Here is an 18,266-nt window from a genome sequence, read left to right as displayed (position 1 = left end):
TTGTTTTTGACGGGTGTTTTTTTGACGGGTCTGCTTCAATGAGCGTCGTTCATCCTTAATCAGGTCGAGTCCTCCCATGGAAATTTCAGGGAATACCGCTTTCTACGCGGGTCTGAGCAGCATTCAGACCGGGCAGAACCGTGTCGATCAGGCCGCCAGCCAGATCGCCAATACCACCATCGAGCGCTCCGTCACCAGCCAGTCTTCCGACGTCCAGGTTGATCGCTTGCGTTCAGTGGACCGCAGCCAGCAGTCGGATCTGGAATCGAGCATGGTCGAGATGTCCATGGGCAAGGTCCAGGCCGAACTGGGTGTGAAAATCGCCAAGGCCAGCGATGAAATGCTCGGTACGTTGATCGATACCTACGCCTGATCCCCGCGCCGGCCTGCACCTTCAGAAGGGCGGGCCAGACTGCGCCGCTTCTCCCTTCCTGTTTCTCAAGCGCTGCCTGCTAGCGTCGCTACTTCATTCGTGGCCTGACATTTTTCGTGGCATTCGCCGCGGGCCTTTGCCTGCGCGGCGTTCAGCGGCGTGATGACGAATGGCGGTTGCGCGGTGCTTGACAAGAATTAGGCGTAAACGTATGTTTCAAACAACTGTTTGACCGCCATAATAAATCCACGCGGTTGTTCATTCCCGGTTACATCAGCAGAGGTTTATCGCTATGCCTGACTACAAGGCCCCCTTGCGTGATATTCGCTTCGTTCGTGACGAACTGCTCGGCTACGAAGCGCACTATCAGAGCCTTCCGGCGTGCGCAGACGCAACTCCGGACATGGTTGACGCCATTCTCGAAGAAGGCGCCAAGTTTTGTGAGCAGGTGCTGGCTCCGCTGAACCGCGTGGGTGACATCGAAGGCTGCACCTGGAGCGAGTCCGGCGTTAAAACCCCGACTGGCTTCAAAGAAGCCTACAAACAATTTGTCGAAGGCGGCTGGCCAAGTCTGGCGCATGACGTAGAGCACGGTGGCCAAGGCTTGCCGGAGTCCCTGGGTCTGGCGGTGAGTGAAATGGTTGGCGAGTCCAACTGGTCGTGGGGCATGTACCCAGGCCTGTCCCATGGTGCGATGAACACCATCTCCGAGCACGGTACGCCCGAGCAGCAAGACGCTTACCTGACCAAGCTGGTCTCCGGCGAATGGACCGGCACCATGTGCCTGACCGAACCGCACTGCGGCACCGACCTGGGCATGCTGCGCACCAAGGCCGAACCTCAGGCCGACGGTTCCTACAAAGTCTCCGGCACCAAGATTTTCATCTCGGCCGGTGAACACGACATGGCCGACAACATCGTCCATATCGTCTTGGCCCGCCTGCCGGATGCCCCTGCGGGCACCAAAGGCATCTCGCTGTTTATCGTTCCCAAGTTCCTGCCGAACGCCGACGGTTCGATTGGTGCGCGCAACGCCGTTAGCTGTGGTTCCCTTGAACACAAGATGGGCATCCACGGTAACGCCACCTGCGTGATGAACTTCGACGCGGCCACCGGTTTCCTGATCGGCCCGGCGAACAAAGGCCTGAACTGCATGTTCACCTTTATGAACACCGCGCGCCTGGGCACCGCCCTGCAAGGCTTGGCCCATGCCGAGATCGGTTTCCAGGGCGGCCTGAAATACGCTCGCGATCGCCTGCAAATGCGCTCCCTGACTGGCCCGAAAGCGCCGGACAAGGCTGCCGACCCGATCATCGTGCACCCTGACGTACGCCGTATGCTGTTGACCATGAAGGCGTTCGCCGAAGGCAACCGGGCGATGGTCTACTTCACCGCCAAACAGGTCGATATCGTCAAATACGGTGTGGACGAAGAAGAGAAGAAGAAAGCCGACGCGCTGCTGGCGTTCATGACGCCCATCGCCAAAGCCTTCATGACTGAAGTCGGCTTCGAGTCCGCCAACCACGGCGTACAGATCTATGGCGGTCACGGCTTCATCGCCGAGTGGGGCATGGAGCAGAACGTTCGCGACAGCCGTATTTCCATGCTGTACGAAGGCACCACCGGCATCCAGGCCCTCGACCTGCTGGGCCGTAAAGTGCTGATGACTCAAGGCGAAGCGCTGAAGGGCTTCACCAAGATCGTCCACAAGTTCTGCCAGACCAACGAAGGCAACGAAGCTGTCAAAGAGTTCGTCGCACCATTGGCTGCGCTGAACAAAGAGTGGGGCGAGCTGACCATGAAGGTCGGTATGGCAGCGATGAAAGACCGTGAAGAAGTGGGCGCCGCCTCGGTGGACTACCTGATGTACTCCGGTTACGCCTGCCTGGCTTACTTCTGGGCCGACATGGCGCGCCTGGCTGCCGAGAAACTGGCTGCCGGCACCAGCGAAGAGGCGTTCTACACCGCCAAGCTGCAGACTGCGCGCTTCTACTTCCAGCGCATCCTGCCGCGTACTCGCACTCACGTGGCCACCATGCTGTCGGGCGCCAACAACCTGATGGACATGAAAGAAGAAGACTTCGGCCTGGGCTACTAAGCCTTACCGGCGTCGATGCAAAGGCCGCTTTTCCTTCGGGGAAAGCGGCTTTTTTATGCCTGGCGATCTGCCAATAAAATTCCTGACTAAAACGCTAAGAAGAATGTCTTGCCTGCCGTTAAAGAGATGGCAATGTGATGTCTGTCACATTGATTGTGCTTAACTGCATGCAATGCAGGCACAATGCCATCTACTGATTAGCCGCGTCGGAGCTTTACCCTTGCCGCGTTCTTCTGCTGTACGTTTCAGTCACTTTTTACCGTCTTTGCTGCTGTTGCTTGCGGGGCTCGCGGCTGCCTACGTCAAGGATCTCAACGTCTTCTTCACCTCGCTGTTCAACGTCCTGCCGACCTTGGTGCTGCTGCTCGGCGGCGCCTATTGCGCGGTCTATCGGCGCCAGCGCGAGCTGTTCCTGATGGTCACGGTGTACATCGCCTACTTTCTGCTCGATACCCAGACCGATTACTACCGCGACAACGGCAAGGTCCGTGAGGACGCTGCGGTGGTCTTTCACTTGGTGTGTCTGTTGCTGCCGCTGCTGTTCGGGCTGTTTGCCGCCTGGCAGGAACGTACCCACCTGTTCCAGGACATGGTGGCGCGGTTTGCCGTGCTGCTGGCGTTTGGCAGCGTGGCCCTGGGCTTTGAGCAAAGTTACCCACAGGCGCTGTTGAACTGGCTGGCGGAAATCCGCTGGCCGGCGCTGCATGGCGCCTGGATGAGCCTGATCCAGCTGTCCTACCCCGTGTTCCTGGCAGCGTTCCTGTTGCTGGCGGTGCAGTACTGGCGCAATCCACGGCCCCTGCACGCGGCGCAACTGGTGGGCTTGCTCGGGCTGTTCTGGATGCTGCCCAAGACTTTCATCCTGCCGTTCACCCTGAACATCATGTGCAGCCAGGTGATGTTGATGATAGCCGCCGCGGTGGCCCATGAGGCGTACCAGATGGCGTTCCGCGATGAGCTGACTGGCCTGCCGGGGCGCCGTGCCTTGAACGAGCGCATGCAGCGTCTGGGTCGCAACTATGTGCTGGCGATGAGTGACGTCGACCACTTCAAGAAATTCAACGACACCCACGGCCACGATGTCGGCGACCAGGTGCTGCGCCTGGTGGCCAGCAAGCTGTCGAAAATCAGTGGCGGCGGGCGCGCCTACCGCTATGGCGGCGAGGAGTTCGCCCTGGTGTTCGCCGGCAAGACCCTGGAAGAATGCATGCCGCACCTGGAGGTGATCCGTGAGTCGATTGCCAGCTACAACATCCAGTTGCGCAATCAGGACAGCCGGCCCCAGGACGATCACCAAGGCCGCCAGCGCCGAGCGGGCGCCGGAGCCTCCAGTGTGTCGGTGACGGTCAGCATTGGTGTGGCCGAACGCCTGGTGGAGCATCGCTCCCCGGAAGAGGTGCTCAAGTCCGCCGACCAGGCCCTGTACAACGCCAAGGGCGCCGGTCGTAACTGCGTTATCGCCTTCGGCCAGAACCGCCGTGGCGCGGTGCGCATGGACAGCGCTGCGGGTTGAGTGATGATGGCGCATTCAGCGTCTGGACTGTGATTGGCAGGCCTGGTGGGCAGCAGTAGCGTGGGCTATCTGCTGCCGGAGACACGACCATGCCTGAGTACAAAGCCCCGCTGCGCGACATGCGCTTTCTGATCGACCATGTGTTCGACTTCCACGCCAACTACGCGGCCCTGGGTGCGACCGACGCCAGCCCGGACATGGTCGACGCGATCCTCGAAGAGGGAGCAAGGTTCTGCGAGAACGTACTCGCGCCGCTGAACCGCTCCGGGGACGAGGAAGGCTGTCACTTCGAAAATGGCGTGGTCACCACCCCCAAGGGCTTCAAGCAGGCCTTCGCGCAGTACGTCGAAGGCGGCTGGCACGGCCTGGCAGCGGATCCGAGTTACGGCGGCCAGGGCTTGCCGCAGTCCCTGGGGCTGGTCATCAGCGAGATGGTCGGTTCCAGCAATACGTCCTGGGGCATGTACCCGGGGCTGACCCACGGTGCGATGTCGGCGATCCACGCCCACGGCTCCAGCGAGCAGAAAGCCACCTACCTGAGCAAACTCACCAGCGGTCAGTGGACCGGCACCATGTGCCTCACCGAAGCCCATTGCGGCACCGACCTGGGCATCATCAAGACCCGCGCCGTGCCTCAGGCCGATGGCAGCTATGCGGTCTCCGGGAGCAAGATTTTCATCTCCGCCGGCGAACATGACCTGAGTGACAACATCATCCACCTGGTGCTCGCCAAGCTGCCGGATGCGCCGGCGGGGACCAAGGGCATTTCGCTGTTCATCGTGCCCAAGTTCGTGCCTGACGCTCAAGGCGAGGCGGGCGAGCGCAATGGGGTCAGCTGTGGCTCCATCGAGCACAAGATGGGCATCAAGGCATCGGCCACCTGTGTGCTCAACTTCGATGGGGCCAGGGGCTATTTGATCGGCGAGGCCAACAAGGGCCTGAACTGCATGTTCACCATGATGAATCATGCGCGCCTGGGCACCGGGATGCAGGGCTTGTGTCTGGGCGAGGCGAGCTTCCAGGGTGCGATCAAGTACGCCAACGACCGCCTGCAGATGCGCTCGCTGACCGGGCCCAAGGCCCCGGACAAGGCGGCGGACCCGATCATCGTCCACCCGGACGTGCGGCGCATGTTGCTGACCATGAAGGCCTTCAACGAAGGCAACCGGGCGCTGACCTATTTCACCGCGCAACTGCTGGACGTGGCCCACCTCGGCGCGGACCCGGAGCAGCGCCAGGATGCCGAAAACCTCCTGGCCTTCCTCACCCCGATCTGCAAGGCGTTCATGACCGAGACCGGGCTGGAAGTGACCAACCACGGCATGCAGGTGTTTGGCGGCCACGGGTTTATCCGCGAATGGGGCATGGAGCAACTGGTGCGCGATTGCCGCATCGCCCCTATTTATGAAGGCACCAACGGCATCCAGGCCCTGGACCTGCTGGGGCGCAAGGTCCTTGGCAGCCAGGGCAAGCTGCTGCAGGGGTTCACCCGGATCGTCCACAAGTTCTGCCAGGCCCAGGGTGAGCACCCGCAGCTCAAGGCCTATGTCGCGCAGCTCAATGGCCTGAATCAGGAGTGGGGCACACTGACCACCCAGGTCGGCATGGCGGCGCTGAAGAATCCCGATGAAGTGGGGGCCGCTGCCCTGGATTACCTGATGTACAGCGGCTACATCATTCTCGGCTACCTCTGGTTGCGCATGGCACTGGTGGCTCAGGCGCAGCTCGATGCCGGCGAGGGTGACCGGGATTACTGCACGGCCAAGCTCGCGACCTGTGAGTTTTACTTCAAGCGTCTGCTGCCGCGTACTGCAACTCATCGGGCGGCGGTGGAAGCCGGCAGCGACTGCCTGATGCAGCTGCCAGCGGAGTTGTTCGCGCTTTAACCTGTTCGATCAAGCCGTTGAAAGCCCGCCTGGTGCGGGCTTTATCATGTCCGGAATCCTGTGTGACTAAAATTAACAAAAAGGTCACTAGTTGACCCTATGTGTCACAAAAGTTGTTAGGTTACACTTCGGTTTTCGTTATTGGGGCCTGTTTCGGCCCTCTTGTTTAGATCTTGCGAGGTTTGCCATGGCTGACTACAAAGCGCCCCTGCGCGATATGCGCTTCGTCCTCAATGAAGTTTTCGAGGTCGCCAAACTCTGGGCCGAGCTGCCTGCGCTGGCCGAAACGGTCGATGCGCAAACCGTCGAGGCCATTCTTGAGGAAGCCGGCAAAGTCACTGGCAAGAGCATCGCCCCGCTGAGCCGCAGCGCTGACGAAGAAGGTTGCCACTGGAGCAATGGCGCGGTGACCACGCCCCAGGGGTTCACCCAGGCCTACCAGACCTATGCCGAGGGCGGCTGGGTTGGCGTCGGCGGCGACCCGGCCTATGGCGGCATGGGCATGCCCAAGGCGGTGTCGGCCCAGGTCGAGGAAATGGTCAACTCCGCCAGCCTGTCGTTTGGCTTGTACCCGATGCTGACCGCCGGGGCTTGCCTGTCGATCAACGCCCACGCCAGCGAAGAACTGAAAGAGACCTACCTGCCGAACATGTACGCCGGAGTCTGGGCCGGGTCCATGTGCCTGACCGAACCCCATGCCGGTACCGACCTGGGCATTATCCGCACCAAGGCTGAGCCTCAGGCGGACGGTTCCTACAGGGTCAGCGGGACCAAGATCTTTATCACCGGCGGTGAGCACGACCTGACCGAAAACATCATCCACCTGGTGCTGGCCAAGCTGCCGGACGCACCGGCCGGGCCCAAGGGGATCTCGTTGTTCCTGGTGCCCAAGTTCATGGTCAATGCCGACGGCAGCCTGGGTGCGCGCAACCCGGTGACTTGCGGTTCGATCGAACACAAGATGGGTATCCAGGCCTCGGCCACCTGCGTGATGAACTTCGACGAGGCGGTCGGCTACATCGTGGGCGAGCCGAACAAAGGCCTGGCGGCGATGTTCACCATGATGAACTACGAACGCCTGGGGGTTGGTATCCAGGGTCTGGCCTCGGGTGAGCGCTCCTACCAGAACGCCGTCGAGTACGCCCGCGATCGCCTGCAAAGCCGCTCGCCAACCGGCCCGCAAGCCAAGGACAAAGTGGCCGACCCGATCATCGTCCACCCGGACGTGCGCCGCATGCTGTTGACCATGAAAGCCTCGAACGAAGGCGGCCGGGCGTTCTCGACCTATGTGGCGATGCAACTCGACACCGCCAAGTTCAGCGAAGAGCCCGCCACGCGCAAACGCGCCGAAGACCTGGTGGCCTTGCTGACCCCGGTGGCCAAGGCGTTTCTGACCGATCTGGGCCTGGAAACCACGGTGCACGGGCAGCAGATTTTCGGTGGTCACGGCTACATTCGCGAGTGGGGCCAGGAGCAGCTGGTGCGTGATGTGCGCATCACCCAAATTTACGAAGGCACCAACGGCATTCAGGCGCTGGACTTGGTAGGGCGCAAGATTGTCGGCAACGGCGGTGCGTTCTATCAGTTGTTTGCCGACGAGATCCGCCATTTCACTGCGACCGCCAGCAGCGACCTGGGGGAATTCACTAAGCCGTTGAATGACGCCGTGGCTGTGCTCGACGACCTGACGGCCTGGCTGCTGGATTGGGCGAAGAGTAACCCCAACGAAATCGGCGCGGCCTCGGTCGAGTATTTGCAAGCGTTTGGTTACACAGCCTATGCCTACATGTGGGCGTTGATGGCCAAGGCCGCACTGGGCAAGGAAGGGCAGGAAGACTTCTACGCCAGCAAACTGGGCACCGCGCGTTTCTACTTCGCTCGCCTGTTGCCGCGGATTCACTCGTTGAGCGCGTCGGTCAAGGCGGGCAGTGAATCGCTGTTCCTGCTGGACGCTGCGCAGTTCTGAGGCTGAGGGCGCAATGTAAGCATTCTCTTACATTGCGTGCTGCTGATTACGTCTATCGACAGATTGGATCCAGAGCTAATCTACTTCACATGGACGTCGCGCAGGAAGCGCAAAAGCAAAACATGGACACGTAGGATTCTGCCAGGATGGCGGAGTGAAAAGGATGTCAGGGAAACAGTGTGCAAAACCCCGCTTCGGCGGGGTTTTCTTTTGCCCGGGTTTTTGTTCCGGGCTCTTCAGCCCAGCCCATCCAGGGGGGCGGCCCCGGGCAATCGTCCTTGCGGGCCATTCATCACGTCTTCCAGCAGGCTGCGCAGCAGCTCCAATGTGCCTTGCTGACGCTGCACGTCGCGACAGACCAACCCCACTTTCAACGGCACCCTGGGTTCACTCAGCGGTTTCCAGAGCAAATCCTTATTGCCATGTTCCTGGCGTGAGCGCCCTGGCAACACTGTCGCCAGGCGGGTATGGGGCAGGCTATCGAGAATCCCCGCCATATTGTTCAACTCGGCCTGCACTTGCGGGCGGCGCCCGAGGCTGGCCAGTTGCGCCTGCCAGATCTGCCGCACCTGAAATTCCTCGCCGAGCAGCAGCATCGGCAACTCGGCCGCCTGGCTGATGGACACTTTCTTGAATTCGCGCAGCGGGTGGTCGGCGGGGATGACCAGGGTCAGCTCATCTTCGTACAGTGACACGCCGTGCAATCCGGCCTGGCGCGGCGGCAGGTAGCTGATGCCGATGTCCAGCGCACCATTGAGCAGCCGGCGTTCGATTTCCAGGCCGGTCAATTCATAGATCTGCACCACCAGATGGGGCTGTGCCTTGCGCACCCGCTCAAGCATTTGCGGTACCAGGCTGGTGTGTACGGTCTGCAATACGCCGATGGCCAGGGTCCGCAGGGCCTGGCCGCGGAAGTTGCCCAGGGCCTCGCGTGCCCGTTGCATGCCATCGAGCAGCGGCAGGGCATGGTTATACAACGTGTGCGCAGCAAGGGTCGGCAACAGGCGCTTGCTGCTGCGCTCGAACAGGCTGACATCGAGGTTCTGTTCCAGCTGCCGGATCTGCTGCGAGAGCGCCGGCTGGGAGATGGAAAGGCGTTCCGCGGCCCGGCCCACATGGCCTTCTTCATAGACCGCGACGAAATAACGCAGTTGCTTGAAATCCATAAGTTTTACTTATCAAAAATGCTGGAAAATCGAAATGGCCGAGTGCCGCCAAGAAGCCTAGTCTAACCCCTATTCACAAGGCTTACAGGGCCAGAGAGCGCGATGAATACGGTTTATGTGGAGGGCGTTTACATAGGCAAGGCAAAAAACATCGGCCAGGGTTTGATCAGCGACACGGATAAACACCCGGTTGCAAATCGACTCTGGTTGTGGCCGCAAGGCCTGGGCAGCGATGAGCACGGTGATCCGCGCTTTCATACCGGCCCCGAGCGTGCCCTGCATCACTACCCGGCCGAGCACTACGCCTATTGGCGCAAGCGTTATCCACAGATCGACTGGTGCGCCCCGGCCTTTGGCGAAAACCTCTCCACCCACGGCCTGACGGAAGAACATGTGTGCCTGGGCGACATGTTTCGCTGGGGCGGCGCCTTGCTGCAGATCAGCCAGCCACGTTCCCCCTGCTATCGCCTGAGCCACCGCTGGGGCATCCCGAGCCTGCCGCAACAGGCCCAGGACAATGGCCGTTGCGGCTGGTTCTACCGGGTGCTCAAGCCCGGGTTCGTCAGCGCCGACCAGCCGTTCGAGCTGATCCAGCGCAGCTATCCCGGCCTGACCGTGGCCTGGGCCCTGCGTTGTTTTTATCAGGAGCCTCTGGAGCATGCCGGCTTGAAAAAACTGGTGGACTGCCCGGCGCTCGCTTCGCGCTGGCGCGATATCGCAATCAAGCGCATGCGCACCGGCCGCGTCGAAGACTGGTCTTCACGGTTGCTCGGCCTGCCGCTGGAAGGGCTGCGCGCATGAATCTGTTCAATCTGCGGCGCAAGCCCGCCAGCCTCGACGACCTGGCCAATGATTTCTGCCTACCGGCCAGCGCTGACGAGCGCAGCAGCGAGCGCCTGATGCCCAGCGTGCAGCGGCCTCAACCGGTGTTTGTACGGGGGCAGGGTTCCTGGCTCTGGGACAACGAAGACCGCGCCTACCTGGACTTCACCCAGGGCGCGGCCGCCAACAGCCTGGGCCACAGCCCATCGGCCCTGGTCACGGCGCTGGCCGCCCAGGCGCAATCGCTGATCAACCCCGGCTCGGGGTTTTACAACCGCAGCATGCTCAAGCTCGCCGAACGCCTGTGCCTGAGCACCGGTAGCGACCAGGCGTACCTCTTGGGCAGTGGCAGCGAGGCCTGTGAGGCGGCGATCAAGCTGGCGCGCAAGTGGGGCCAACTGTATCGGGGCGGCGCGGCGCAAATCATCACCGCCAGCAACAGCTGTCACGGTCGCGGGTTTGCGGCGATGTCGGCCTCGGCCAGCCCGAACCAGGGCAATCGCTTCGAACCCCGGCTGCCAGGCTTCAGCCATGTGCCGTTTAATGATCTGCCGGCGCTGCATGCCGCGGTGGACGCACACACCGTGGCGATCATGCTGGAACCGATTCAGGGCGAGGCCGGGGTGATTCCCGCCACCGAGCATTACCTCAAGGGCGTCGAGCGGCTGTGTCGCGAGCTGGGCATCCTGCTGATTCTCGATGAAGTGCAGACCGGCATCGGGCGTTGCGGAGCCCTGCTGGCGGAGCAGGTCTACGGTGTCCGCGCCGACATCACCGTGCTCGGCAAGGGCCTGGGGGGTGGCGTGCCGTTGGCGGCGTTGCTGGCGCGGGGCAAGGCCTGCTGTTTCGAGGTGGGCGAACTCGACGGCACCCATCACGGTAACGCGTTGATGAGTGCTGCCGGGCTGGCGGTCCTCGACACGGTGCTGGAGCACGGTTTTCTCGAACAGGTTCGCGACACCGGCCAATACCTGCGCGAAGGCCTGGCGCGCCTGGCCCATCGTCACGGCCAGGGCGCGCTGCATGGCCACGGGCTGTTCTGGGGCTTGAGCCTGTCCGACGACTCGGCCCAGGCACTGGTCAAGGCCGCGCGTCACGAAGGCTTGCTGCTCAGCGCGCCCCAGCCTGACTGCCTGCGCTTTACCCCGGCGCTGACGGTGAGCAAAGCCAATATCGATGAAATGCTGCTGCGCCTCGCGCGTGCGTTTTCTCGGGTGCGCACGGCGCAGTTGCAGTGCCGCAAGGGAGTGGCTGTCTGATGCGGGTGCTGATTCTGCAACATTCCCCGGCCGCCGGCCCGGGCCGTATCAGCCAGTGGCTGCTGGAACGTGCCAGTGCCGTGCACATCTGCCATCTCTATGCCCAGGCGCGAATCCCGCGGCTCGACAGTTTCGATTTGCTGATCGCCCTGGGCGGGCCGATGAGCGTTCACGATGATCCCCTGATTCCCTGGCTGGGCGCCGAAAAGCGCTTGATCAGAAAGGCGCTGTCCGCGGGCAAGCGGGTATTGGGGATAGGCCTGGGCGGCCAACTGCTGGCCCAGGCGCTGGGTGCTGAAGTGCGCATCAGCGCATCGCGGGAGATCGGCTGGTGGCCGGTGGAAAAATACCCCCATGCCCAGGGTTCGCCCCTGGGCCTGGCATTGCCGGAACGGCTGATGGCCTTTCATTGGCACGGTGAGAGCTTCGAGCTGCCCAAGGGCGCGTTGCCGCTGTATCGCTCGGCGGCCTGCGCCAACCAGGGGTTTATCTGGCAGGAGCGGGCTATTGCCCTGCAGTGCCTGATGCAGAGCGATTGGCACAGTATCGAGGCGCTGCTCCAGGCCCGGCCCAAGGCCTGGCTGAATGCCGAGCACCAGGCTCGGCCGGATACCGTCGAGGATGACCAGGCGATCCGCGCCGGCATTCCCCATTGCAGTGGCTTGGCGCCGACCCTGTTCCGTTTGCTGGACTACCTCTCAGGGCCGCACCCGACCTTGCGTTGACAGAATTCCTGAACCGTCTCGCGGTAATAACGCGTCGCCCCGTGTCCGATTTTTCGCACGGGGCGTTTTTTTGTCTCGGGTTTTTGCAAAACCCTTTGTGGTACTTGAAGCGGCGTCCTGCTTCGGGTTGCCTGAAGCACTCGGCACGGATTCGCCGAGGTCGGGGCGGGGCGCCGTCGGGCGGCCTGATTTGAAAAAATATACCACTTAGTGGTAGGTTTTCTGCGGAAGGGACACCATGAAAGTCCGATTATTCAAAACCAGAGGATTCACGGCCGCCGCCAACAAGGCCTTGATCAGCGACAGCTCGCTCCGGCAAGCCTTCAGCGAGATGCTGCTCGGGCAAGCTGACGACCTCGGCGGCGGAATCTGGAAAAAACGCCTGAACGCCAACCGCCATCGTTCGATCGTGTTGGCCAGGGGCGGCGTTATTGGGTGTATCAGTTTCTCTTCGCCAAGCAGGACCAGGGCAACATCAGCCTCAAGGAGCTGATGGCCTTCCGCGAATTGGCCAGGGTCTATGACCGCCTGGACGATTGGCAAGTGCAGCAGATGCTGGAAATGAACGCTTTTGTGGAGATCAAGCATGACTAGGAAATTCAACAGCGAGGCCCTGGAGTCGATCCACGAATCGGCCAGTGCGCTGCACGCCATCGGCGCGATCAGCAAGACCACCCTGCACCGCTTCGATGAATCCTGCATCGCGGCGGTTCCGGCCGCGATGTCGGCCCAGGAGATCAAGGCGATCCGCGAGCGCAATCACGTCAGCCAGCCGGTGTTCGCACGGTACCTGAACACCAGCGCGTCCACGGTCAAGCAGTGGGAGGCCGGTGACAAACATCCCAGCGGCATGGCGCTCAAGCTACTGAGCATCGTGCACAAGCATGGCCTGGAAATACTGGCGTGAATCGACCCGCAGGCCGGTAGCGCAGGGCTTAGGGCTGATCGTCAGCCTGAGCGGCCAGGGCAAATCGACTGAACCCTGTCGAGCGGCGCGGGTCGATTAGCTGTAAGGCTCGTGTGAGCCAATTGCCTTTATGGAGCTGCCCATGGACTTTATCCGCATCATCATCGCCATTCTGTTGCCGCCACTGGGGGTGTTCCTGCAAGTGGGTTTCGGCGGCGCGTTCTGGCTGAATATTCTGCTGACCCTGTGCGGTTATATCCCGGGCATCGTGCATGCGGTGTACATCATCGCCAAGCGCTGAAGCCGCAGCCCGCCCCTGATGGCAGGGGCGGGCTTGCCGCGTTGCGGCGGCCGGGCTGAGCGCTTGATTCAGTCCAGCCCTTGCATGACCTTCCGATAAAACAACCACTCCTGCTCCAACGCATGAGCCTGGTTGCTCGCCTTGCGAAAGCCGTGGCGCTCGTCCGGGTAGTAGTGGGCCTGGGCCGCAATGCCGTTGTCCGTCAGGGCCTTGAGCATGTCGCGGGTCTGTTCGGGCACCACGACTGCGTCCAGTTCACCTTGGAAGAAAATCACCGGCACCCGGATATTGCCCGCGTGCAGCAGCGGTGTGCGGGCGCGATAACGTTCGGCGTCCTGCTCCGGGTCGCCAATCAGCCAGTCAAGGTAGTCGCCCTCGAACTTGTGCGTGGTGCGGGTCAGGCCCAGAGGATCGCTGACGCCATACAGGCTGGCGCCGGCGCGAAACACATCCGCGAACGCCAGCGCGCACAAGGTGGTATAGCCCCCCGCGCTGCCGCCGCGAATAAAGGCGCGGCTGCGGTCGATCAGCCGTTGCTCGGCCAGATGCTCGACCACGGCGCAGGCATCCTGCACATCCACCTCCCCCCAACGCAGGTGCAGGGCCTGGCGATAGGCCCGGCCGTAACCGGTACTGCCTCGGTAGTTGAGGTCGGCCACGGCGAACCCGCGCTGGGTCCAGTACTGGATGCGTGGATCGAGTATCGGGTAGCAGGCCGAGGTCGGGCCGCCATGAATGAACACCACCAACGGCGGTGAGGCGGCGTTGTCCATGGCCGGGTAGAAGAACCCGTGGGCCTGATCCTGGCCGCTCGGGTAGTTCAGGGTCTGCGGGAGGCTGATCTGCTCTGCGGGCAGCGGCGACACGCCACCGGCCAGCACCTGCACCTGCTGGCTGTGACGGTCGATGGCGATCACAGCCGACGGGCTGACCGGCGAGGCGGCGATGCAATAGATGAACTGCTGGTCCATCGCCAGGCTGCGAAAGCGGCTGTAGTTGCCGCTCAAGTCCTGTTGCGTGCCGTCCTGCCGACGCAGGCCGAGGCGGCCGAAACCGGCCTCGGTCCAGCTCGCCAGCCATGCCTCGCCACCCAGCGGCAGCCAGCTGCAACCGCCCAGTTGCCAGGGCGCCGGGGCATGATCGGCAGCGGCGCTGGGCAGCGGCTGCAAGCCATCCGCCGATTCGCCCCAGGGTTGCCAGAAGCCGCCGCGATCGGTCAGGGCATACAGGCGACCGCTGGCATCGAAGCGTGGTTGTTGCAGGGCCTCTTGCGTGTCGTTACCCGCCAGGCAACGCGGCGCGCTCCAGAGGCCATTGGCCAGGCGCTCGGTGACCATCAGTCGGGTCGCGGTCCAGGGTTGATGGGGACGATCCCACTCGATCCAGGCCAGGCGCTGGCCGTCGGTGCTCAAGGTGGGCGCGGCGTAGAAATCCGCACCTTCGGCCAGCAGCTGGCGACTGCCATCTGCCAGGGCAATGGCCACCAACCGGTGCCGGTCCTGATGCTCCTCGACCGCCAGGACCTTGCCCGCGGCGAATTGCAAGTCGCCGTAGCGGCATTCCCCGGTGGTCAGCGCAGTGGGCATTTCTCCCTGCACGGACTGGCGGTACAGCTGCTGGTCTGCGTCATTGACGAACACCAGCCCGTCGTCGCTCAGACAGAAGGCACCGCCGCCATATTCATAGACCCGGCTGCTGACGCTGAAACCCTTGGGCGTCAGGCACCGGGCCTGGTTGTGTTGCCAGTGCCAGATTCGGCAGGCCGCGTCGGCCGGGCGATATTCGTTCCAGAACAGGCCCTGGGCGCCGAGGCGCAATTCGCTGAAGTCGACCCCGGCGGCAACTGCCTGGGCGGCGCTGAAGGGCTCAGCCCTTGGCGATGAGGCGTGAGTTTCGTTCATTACGGAAGGCCAGTTGTTCAATGGTTTGGGTGGCGTGCTCGGCGTCTTCGCGAGCCTGGAGGATCATCCCATGATGCGCCGACTTACTGCACACCGGATCTGCATTGCTGGCATCACCGGTGAGCATGAACGCCTGGCAGCGGCAGCCACCGAAGTCTTTTTCCTTCTCGTCGCAGGAGCGGCAAGGCTCGGGCATCCACTCGTAGCCGCGAAAACGGTTGAAGCCGAACGAGTCGTACCAGATGTGCTGCATGCTGTGCTCGCGCACATTGGGGAACTGCACCGGCATCTGCCGCGCGCCATGGCAGGGCAGGGCGGTGCCATCCGGGGTGACGGTCAGGAAAATATTGCCCCAGCCGTTCATGCAGGCCTTGGGGCGCTCTTCGTAGTAATCCGGGGTGACGAAAATCAGCTTGCACGGATGCCCCTCGGCTTCGAGCCTGGCGCGGTACTCGTTGGTCACCCGTTCGGCGCGCACCAGCTGCTCCTTGGTGGGCAGCAGGCCGACGCGGTTCAACTGCGCCCAACCGTAGAACTGGCAGGTGGCGAGCTCGACGAAGTCGGCTTCGAGGGCGATGCACAGCTCAATGATGCGGTCGATCTTGTCGATGTTGTGCCGGTGGGTCACGAAGTTCAGCACCATCGGGTAGCCGTGGGCCTTGACCGCGCGAGCCATTTCCAGCTTTTGCGCGAAGGCCTTTTTCGAGCCGGCCAGCAGGTTGTTCACCTGTTCGTCGCTGGCCTGGAAGCTGATCTGGATGTGGTCGAGCCCGGCCTGTTTGAAGTCGCTGATCTTTTGCTCGGTGAGGCCGATGCCGGAGGTGATCAGGTTGGTGTAAAACCCCAGTTTGCGCGCTTCGGCAATCAGCTCGGCCAGGTCCTGGCGCACCAGGGGTTCGCCCCCGGAAAACCCCAGCTGCGCGGCGCCCATTTCCCGGGCTTCACGAAAGACCTTGAGCCATTGCTCGGTGCTCAGCTCCTTGCCCTGCTCGGCGAAATCCAGCGGGTTGGAGCAATAGGGGCATTGCAGCGGGCAGCGATAGGTCAGTTCGGCCAGCAGCCACAAGGGCAGGCCGACCTCGGGTTTGGGCGGCAGGCGCGCGGTATCAGGCAAGTTCGATCCAGTGCTGAGCACGGGCGACCTCCATGAATTGCTCGATATCGTCCGCCAGCTCAGGCACGCCGGGGAACTGCGCGTCGAGTTCGGCAATGATCGCCGCCACATCACGCTCAGCGTCGATCAGGCCACCGATCAGCGCGGCACTGTCGTTGAGCTTGATCATGCCTTCCGGGTACAGCAACACATGGCCTTTCTGCGCCGGTTCGTACTGGAAGCGGTAGCCGGGTCGCCAGTGCGGAACCTTGCTGCGATCAAAACTCATAGGGTGATCCCCTTATGCCAGACCCGTTGTTCGGTGACGCTGTGATAAGGCGGGCGGTGCAGCTCGTACGCCATGCTCATGGCGTCGAGCATGCTCCAAAGGATGTCCAGTTTGAACTGGAGAATTTCCAGCATGCGCTGCTGGCCCTGCAGGGTGGTGTAGTGCTGCAGGGTGATAGCCAGGCCGTGCTCGACATCACGCCGGGCCTGGCCCAGGCGGGTGCGGAAGTACTGGTAGCCGGCCGGGTCGATCCATGGGTAATGCTGTGGCCAGCTGTCCAGGCGCGACTGGTGGATCTGCGGCGCGAACAGTTCGGTGAGCGAGCTGCTGGCCGCCTCCTGCCAACTGGCGCGCCGGGCGAAGTTGACGTAGGCATCCACCGCGAAGCGCACGCCGGGCAGTACCAGTTCCTGGGAGCGCAGTTGATCCGGATCCAGGCCCACGGCCTGGCCCAGGCGCAGCCAGGCCTCGATGCCGCCGTCTTCACCGGGGGCACCGTCGTGATCCAGCAGGCGCTGGATCCACTCGCGGCGGATTTCCCGGTCCGGGCAGTTGGCCAGGATCGCGGCATCCTTGAGCGGGATATTGACCTGGTAATAGAAACGGTTGGCGACCCAGCCCTGGATCTGTTCGCGGGTAGCCCGGCCTTCATACATCGCCACGTGATAGGGGTGGTGGATGTGGTAATAGGCGCCCTTGGCCCGCAGGGCCTGTTCGAACTCGGCGGGGGACAGTGCGGTGTCAGTCATTGCGGTTCTCCGGGGGCTGCGGGTGCAAGGTCGCGCAGGCCCGCTCCTGCACAGTGGATGCAGAGCCCGTACAGCGAGCTTGCTCGCGATTCGCCCTACAGCTCAATACTCATTCCGTCGTAAGCCACTTCCACCTTTCGGCGTACCAATTCGGCACGTTCGGCGGAGTCTTCGTCGAGGATCGGGTTGGTGTTGTTAATGTGGATCAGTACCTTGCGCTGGTTCGGCAACTGCTCCAGCACCTCGAGCATGCCGCCCGGGCCGTTTTGCGCCAGGTGGCCCATTTCCCGCCCGGTGCGAGTACCGACGCCACGGCGCTGCATTTCATCGTCGTCCCACAGGGTGCCGTCCACCAGCAGGCAATCGCTGCTGGCCATGATCTTGAGCAGGGAGCCATCGACCTGGCCCAGCCCCGGTGCGTAAAACAGGGTGCCGCCGGTGCGCAGGTCTTCGACCAGCAGGCCGATGTTGTCGCCGGGGTGCGGGTCGAAGCGGTGCGGCGAGTAGGGCGGGGCGGCGCTGCGCAGCGGCAGCGGGCTGAAGCGCAGGTGGGGGCAGGCCGGGATGCCGAAGCTCTGGCCGAGTTCGATGGGGTGCCAGTCCAGCCCACCGTTCCAGTGCTTGAGCATGGTGAACAGCGGGAAACCGGTGCTCAGGTCTTCGTGGACCATGTCGGTGCACCACACCGAGTGCGGGCAACCCTCGCGCAGGCTGAGCAGGCCGGTGGTGTGGTCGATCTGGCTGTCCATCAGGATGATCGCGCTGACCCCGGTATCGCGCAGGGCCCGGCCCGGCTGCATCGCGGCAAAGCCCTGGAGCTGGGCGCGGATATCCGGCGAGGCGTTGCACAGCACCCAGTTCACGCCGTCATCGGAAATCGCGATCGACGATTGGGTACGCGCCTGTGCCCGCAGGCTGCCATCGCGAAAGCCTGCGCAGTTCACGCAGTTGCAGTTCCACTGCGGGAAACCGCCACCGGCGGCCGAACCTAGAATCTGGACAAACATGGTGGCTCCATCAGGGCAAGACACAACAAAAAAACGCCCCGGCGAGCCGAGGCGTTGCACTGCGGGTTCTGTTTCCGGGGTTCCTGCGAGGCAGTTGCCCGGGGCCAGAAATCAGCGGTTGGCGAAGTACATGGTGACTTCGAAGCCGATACGCAGGTCGGTGTAGGCAGGTTTGGACCAGGACATGGAGGCGCTCCTTCAAGTGGATGGG

17 protein-coding genes and 1 pseudogene are annotated in these 18,266 nt (G+C 62.6%); 11 read left to right on the top strand and 7 right to left on the bottom strand.

The window, feature by feature from the left end; genetic code table 11:
- The first annotated feature begins 76 nt into the window (after positions 1 to 76).
- From ACOZJV_RS32820 to ACOZJV_RS32800, 5 genes are all read left to right on the top strand, one after another.
- On the top strand, positions 77 to 373 hold the full coding sequence (locus ACOZJV_RS32820) for a hypothetical protein (RefSeq protein WP_020295416.1): 297 nt from the start codon (positions 77 to 79) through the stop codon (positions 371 to 373).
- 292 nt (positions 374 to 665) lie between these two features.
- On the top strand, positions 666 to 2,471 hold the full coding sequence (locus ACOZJV_RS32815; RefSeq protein WP_020295417.1) for a phenylacyl-CoA dehydrogenase: 1,806 nt from the start codon (positions 666 to 668) through the stop codon (positions 2,469 to 2,471).
- 220 nt (positions 2,472 to 2,691) lie between these two features.
- A complete protein-coding gene (locus ACOZJV_RS32810) occupies positions 2,692 to 3,984 on the top strand; it encodes a GGDEF domain-containing protein (protein WP_043228644.1) in 1,293 nt (430 codons plus the stop codon).
- 89 nt (positions 3,985 to 4,073) lie between these two features.
- A complete protein-coding gene (locus tag ACOZJV_RS32805; protein WP_421549419.1) occupies positions 4,074 to 5,870 on the top strand; it encodes an acyl-CoA dehydrogenase C-terminal domain-containing protein in 1,797 nt (598 codons plus the stop codon).
- Between the two features lie 187 nt (positions 5,871 to 6,057).
- Positions 6,058 to 7,836, top strand: coding sequence for an acyl-CoA dehydrogenase C-terminal domain-containing protein (locus ACOZJV_RS32800; RefSeq protein WP_421549418.1), 1,779 nt, complete (start codon positions 6,058 to 6,060; stop codon positions 7,834 to 7,836).
- A 236-nt stretch (positions 7,837 to 8,072) separates the two neighbouring features.
- On the opposite strand, the gene ACOZJV_RS32795 is transcribed toward ACOZJV_RS32800, so the two are convergent.
- A complete protein-coding gene (locus ACOZJV_RS32795) occupies positions 8,073 to 9,002 on the bottom strand; it encodes a LysR family transcriptional regulator (RefSeq protein WP_421549417.1) in 930 nt (309 codons plus the stop codon).
- Between the two features lie 102 nt (positions 9,003 to 9,104).
- On the opposite strand from ACOZJV_RS32795, the gene ACOZJV_RS32790 reads away from it, so the two are divergent.
- From ACOZJV_RS32790 to ACOZJV_RS32765, 6 genes and pseudogenes are all read left to right on the top strand, one after another.
- Positions 9,105 to 9,803 carry an MOSC domain-containing protein gene (locus ACOZJV_RS32790; protein ID WP_421549416.1) on the top strand — a complete coding sequence of 233 codons (699 nt, stop codon included), beginning with the start codon at positions 9,105 to 9,107 and terminating at the stop codon, positions 9,801 to 9,803.
- Entirely contained in the window at positions 9,800 to 11,083 is a 1,284-nt protein-coding gene (locus tag ACOZJV_RS32785; RefSeq protein ID WP_421549415.1) for an aspartate aminotransferase family protein, read from the top strand. Before ACOZJV_RS32790 ends, ACOZJV_RS32785 begins: the two co-directional genes overlap by 4 nt.
- A complete protein-coding gene (locus ACOZJV_RS32780; protein ID WP_421549414.1) occupies positions 11,083 to 11,808 on the top strand; it encodes a type 1 glutamine amidotransferase in 726 nt (241 codons plus the stop codon). The genes ACOZJV_RS32785 and ACOZJV_RS32780 overlap by 1 nt, the downstream gene beginning before the upstream one ends.
- 238 nt (positions 11,809 to 12,046) lie before the next feature.
- A pseudogene (locus ACOZJV_RS32775) lies at positions 12,047 to 12,402 on the top strand (type II toxin-antitoxin system RelE/ParE family toxin).
- Positions 12,395 to 12,715, top strand: coding sequence for a helix-turn-helix domain-containing protein (locus ACOZJV_RS32770; RefSeq protein WP_421549413.1), 321 nt, complete (start codon positions 12,395 to 12,397; stop codon positions 12,713 to 12,715). Before ACOZJV_RS32775 ends, ACOZJV_RS32770 begins: the two are co-directional and overlap by 8 nt.
- Before the next feature lie 142 nt (positions 12,716 to 12,857).
- Positions 12,858 to 13,016 carry a YqaE/Pmp3 family membrane protein gene (locus ACOZJV_RS32765; protein WP_003228885.1) on the top strand — a complete coding sequence of 53 codons (159 nt, stop codon included), beginning with the start codon at positions 12,858 to 12,860 and terminating at the stop codon, positions 13,014 to 13,016.
- A gap of 68 nt (positions 13,017 to 13,084) precedes the next feature.
- Here the strand turns inward: ACOZJV_RS32765 and ACOZJV_RS32760 are convergent, their stop codons facing one another.
- From ACOZJV_RS32760 to pqqA, 6 genes are all read right to left on the bottom strand, one after another.
- Positions 13,085 to 14,917 (bottom strand): prolyl oligopeptidase family serine peptidase, encoded by a 1,833-nt coding sequence (locus ACOZJV_RS32760; RefSeq protein WP_421549412.1) that lies wholly within the window; start codon positions 14,915 to 14,917, stop codon positions 13,085 to 13,087.
- Positions 14,883 to 16,052, bottom strand: coding sequence for a pyrroloquinoline quinone biosynthesis protein PqqE (pqqE, locus tag ACOZJV_RS32755; RefSeq protein ID WP_078472843.1), 1,170 nt, complete (start codon positions 16,050 to 16,052; stop codon positions 14,883 to 14,885). The genes ACOZJV_RS32760 and pqqE overlap by 35 nt, the downstream gene beginning before the upstream one ends.
- Complete coding sequence (gene pqqD, locus ACOZJV_RS32750) at positions 16,024 to 16,299, bottom strand: pyrroloquinoline quinone biosynthesis peptide chaperone PqqD (protein ID WP_020295429.1); 276 nt, start codon at positions 16,297 to 16,299, stop codon at positions 16,024 to 16,026. Before pqqD ends, pqqE begins: the two co-directional genes overlap by 29 nt.
- Entirely contained in the window at positions 16,296 to 17,048 is a 753-nt protein-coding gene (pqqC, locus tag ACOZJV_RS32745; protein WP_020295430.1) for a pyrroloquinoline-quinone synthase PqqC, read from the bottom strand. Before pqqC ends, pqqD begins: the two co-directional genes overlap by 4 nt.
- Positions 17,049 to 17,143: 95 nt before the next feature.
- Positions 17,144 to 18,055: a pyrroloquinoline quinone biosynthesis protein PqqB gene (gene pqqB / locus ACOZJV_RS32740; protein WP_078472844.1), complete on the bottom strand. Its 912-nt coding sequence runs from the start codon at positions 18,053 to 18,055 to the stop codon at positions 17,144 to 17,146.
- 111 nt (positions 18,056 to 18,166) lie between these two features.
- A complete protein-coding gene (gene pqqA / locus ACOZJV_RS32735) occupies positions 18,167 to 18,241 on the bottom strand; it encodes a pyrroloquinoline quinone precursor peptide PqqA (RefSeq protein ID WP_020295432.1) in 75 nt (24 codons plus the stop codon).
- Positions 18,242 to 18,266 lie beyond the last annotated feature (25 nt).

The sequence above is a fragment of the Pseudomonas sp. QD4 genome (assembly GCF_049199125.1).
Classification (GTDB): domain Bacteria; phylum Pseudomonadota; class Gammaproteobacteria; order Pseudomonadales; family Pseudomonadaceae; genus Aquipseudomonas.
This window is presented reverse-complemented; position numbering and strand designations above follow the sequence as displayed.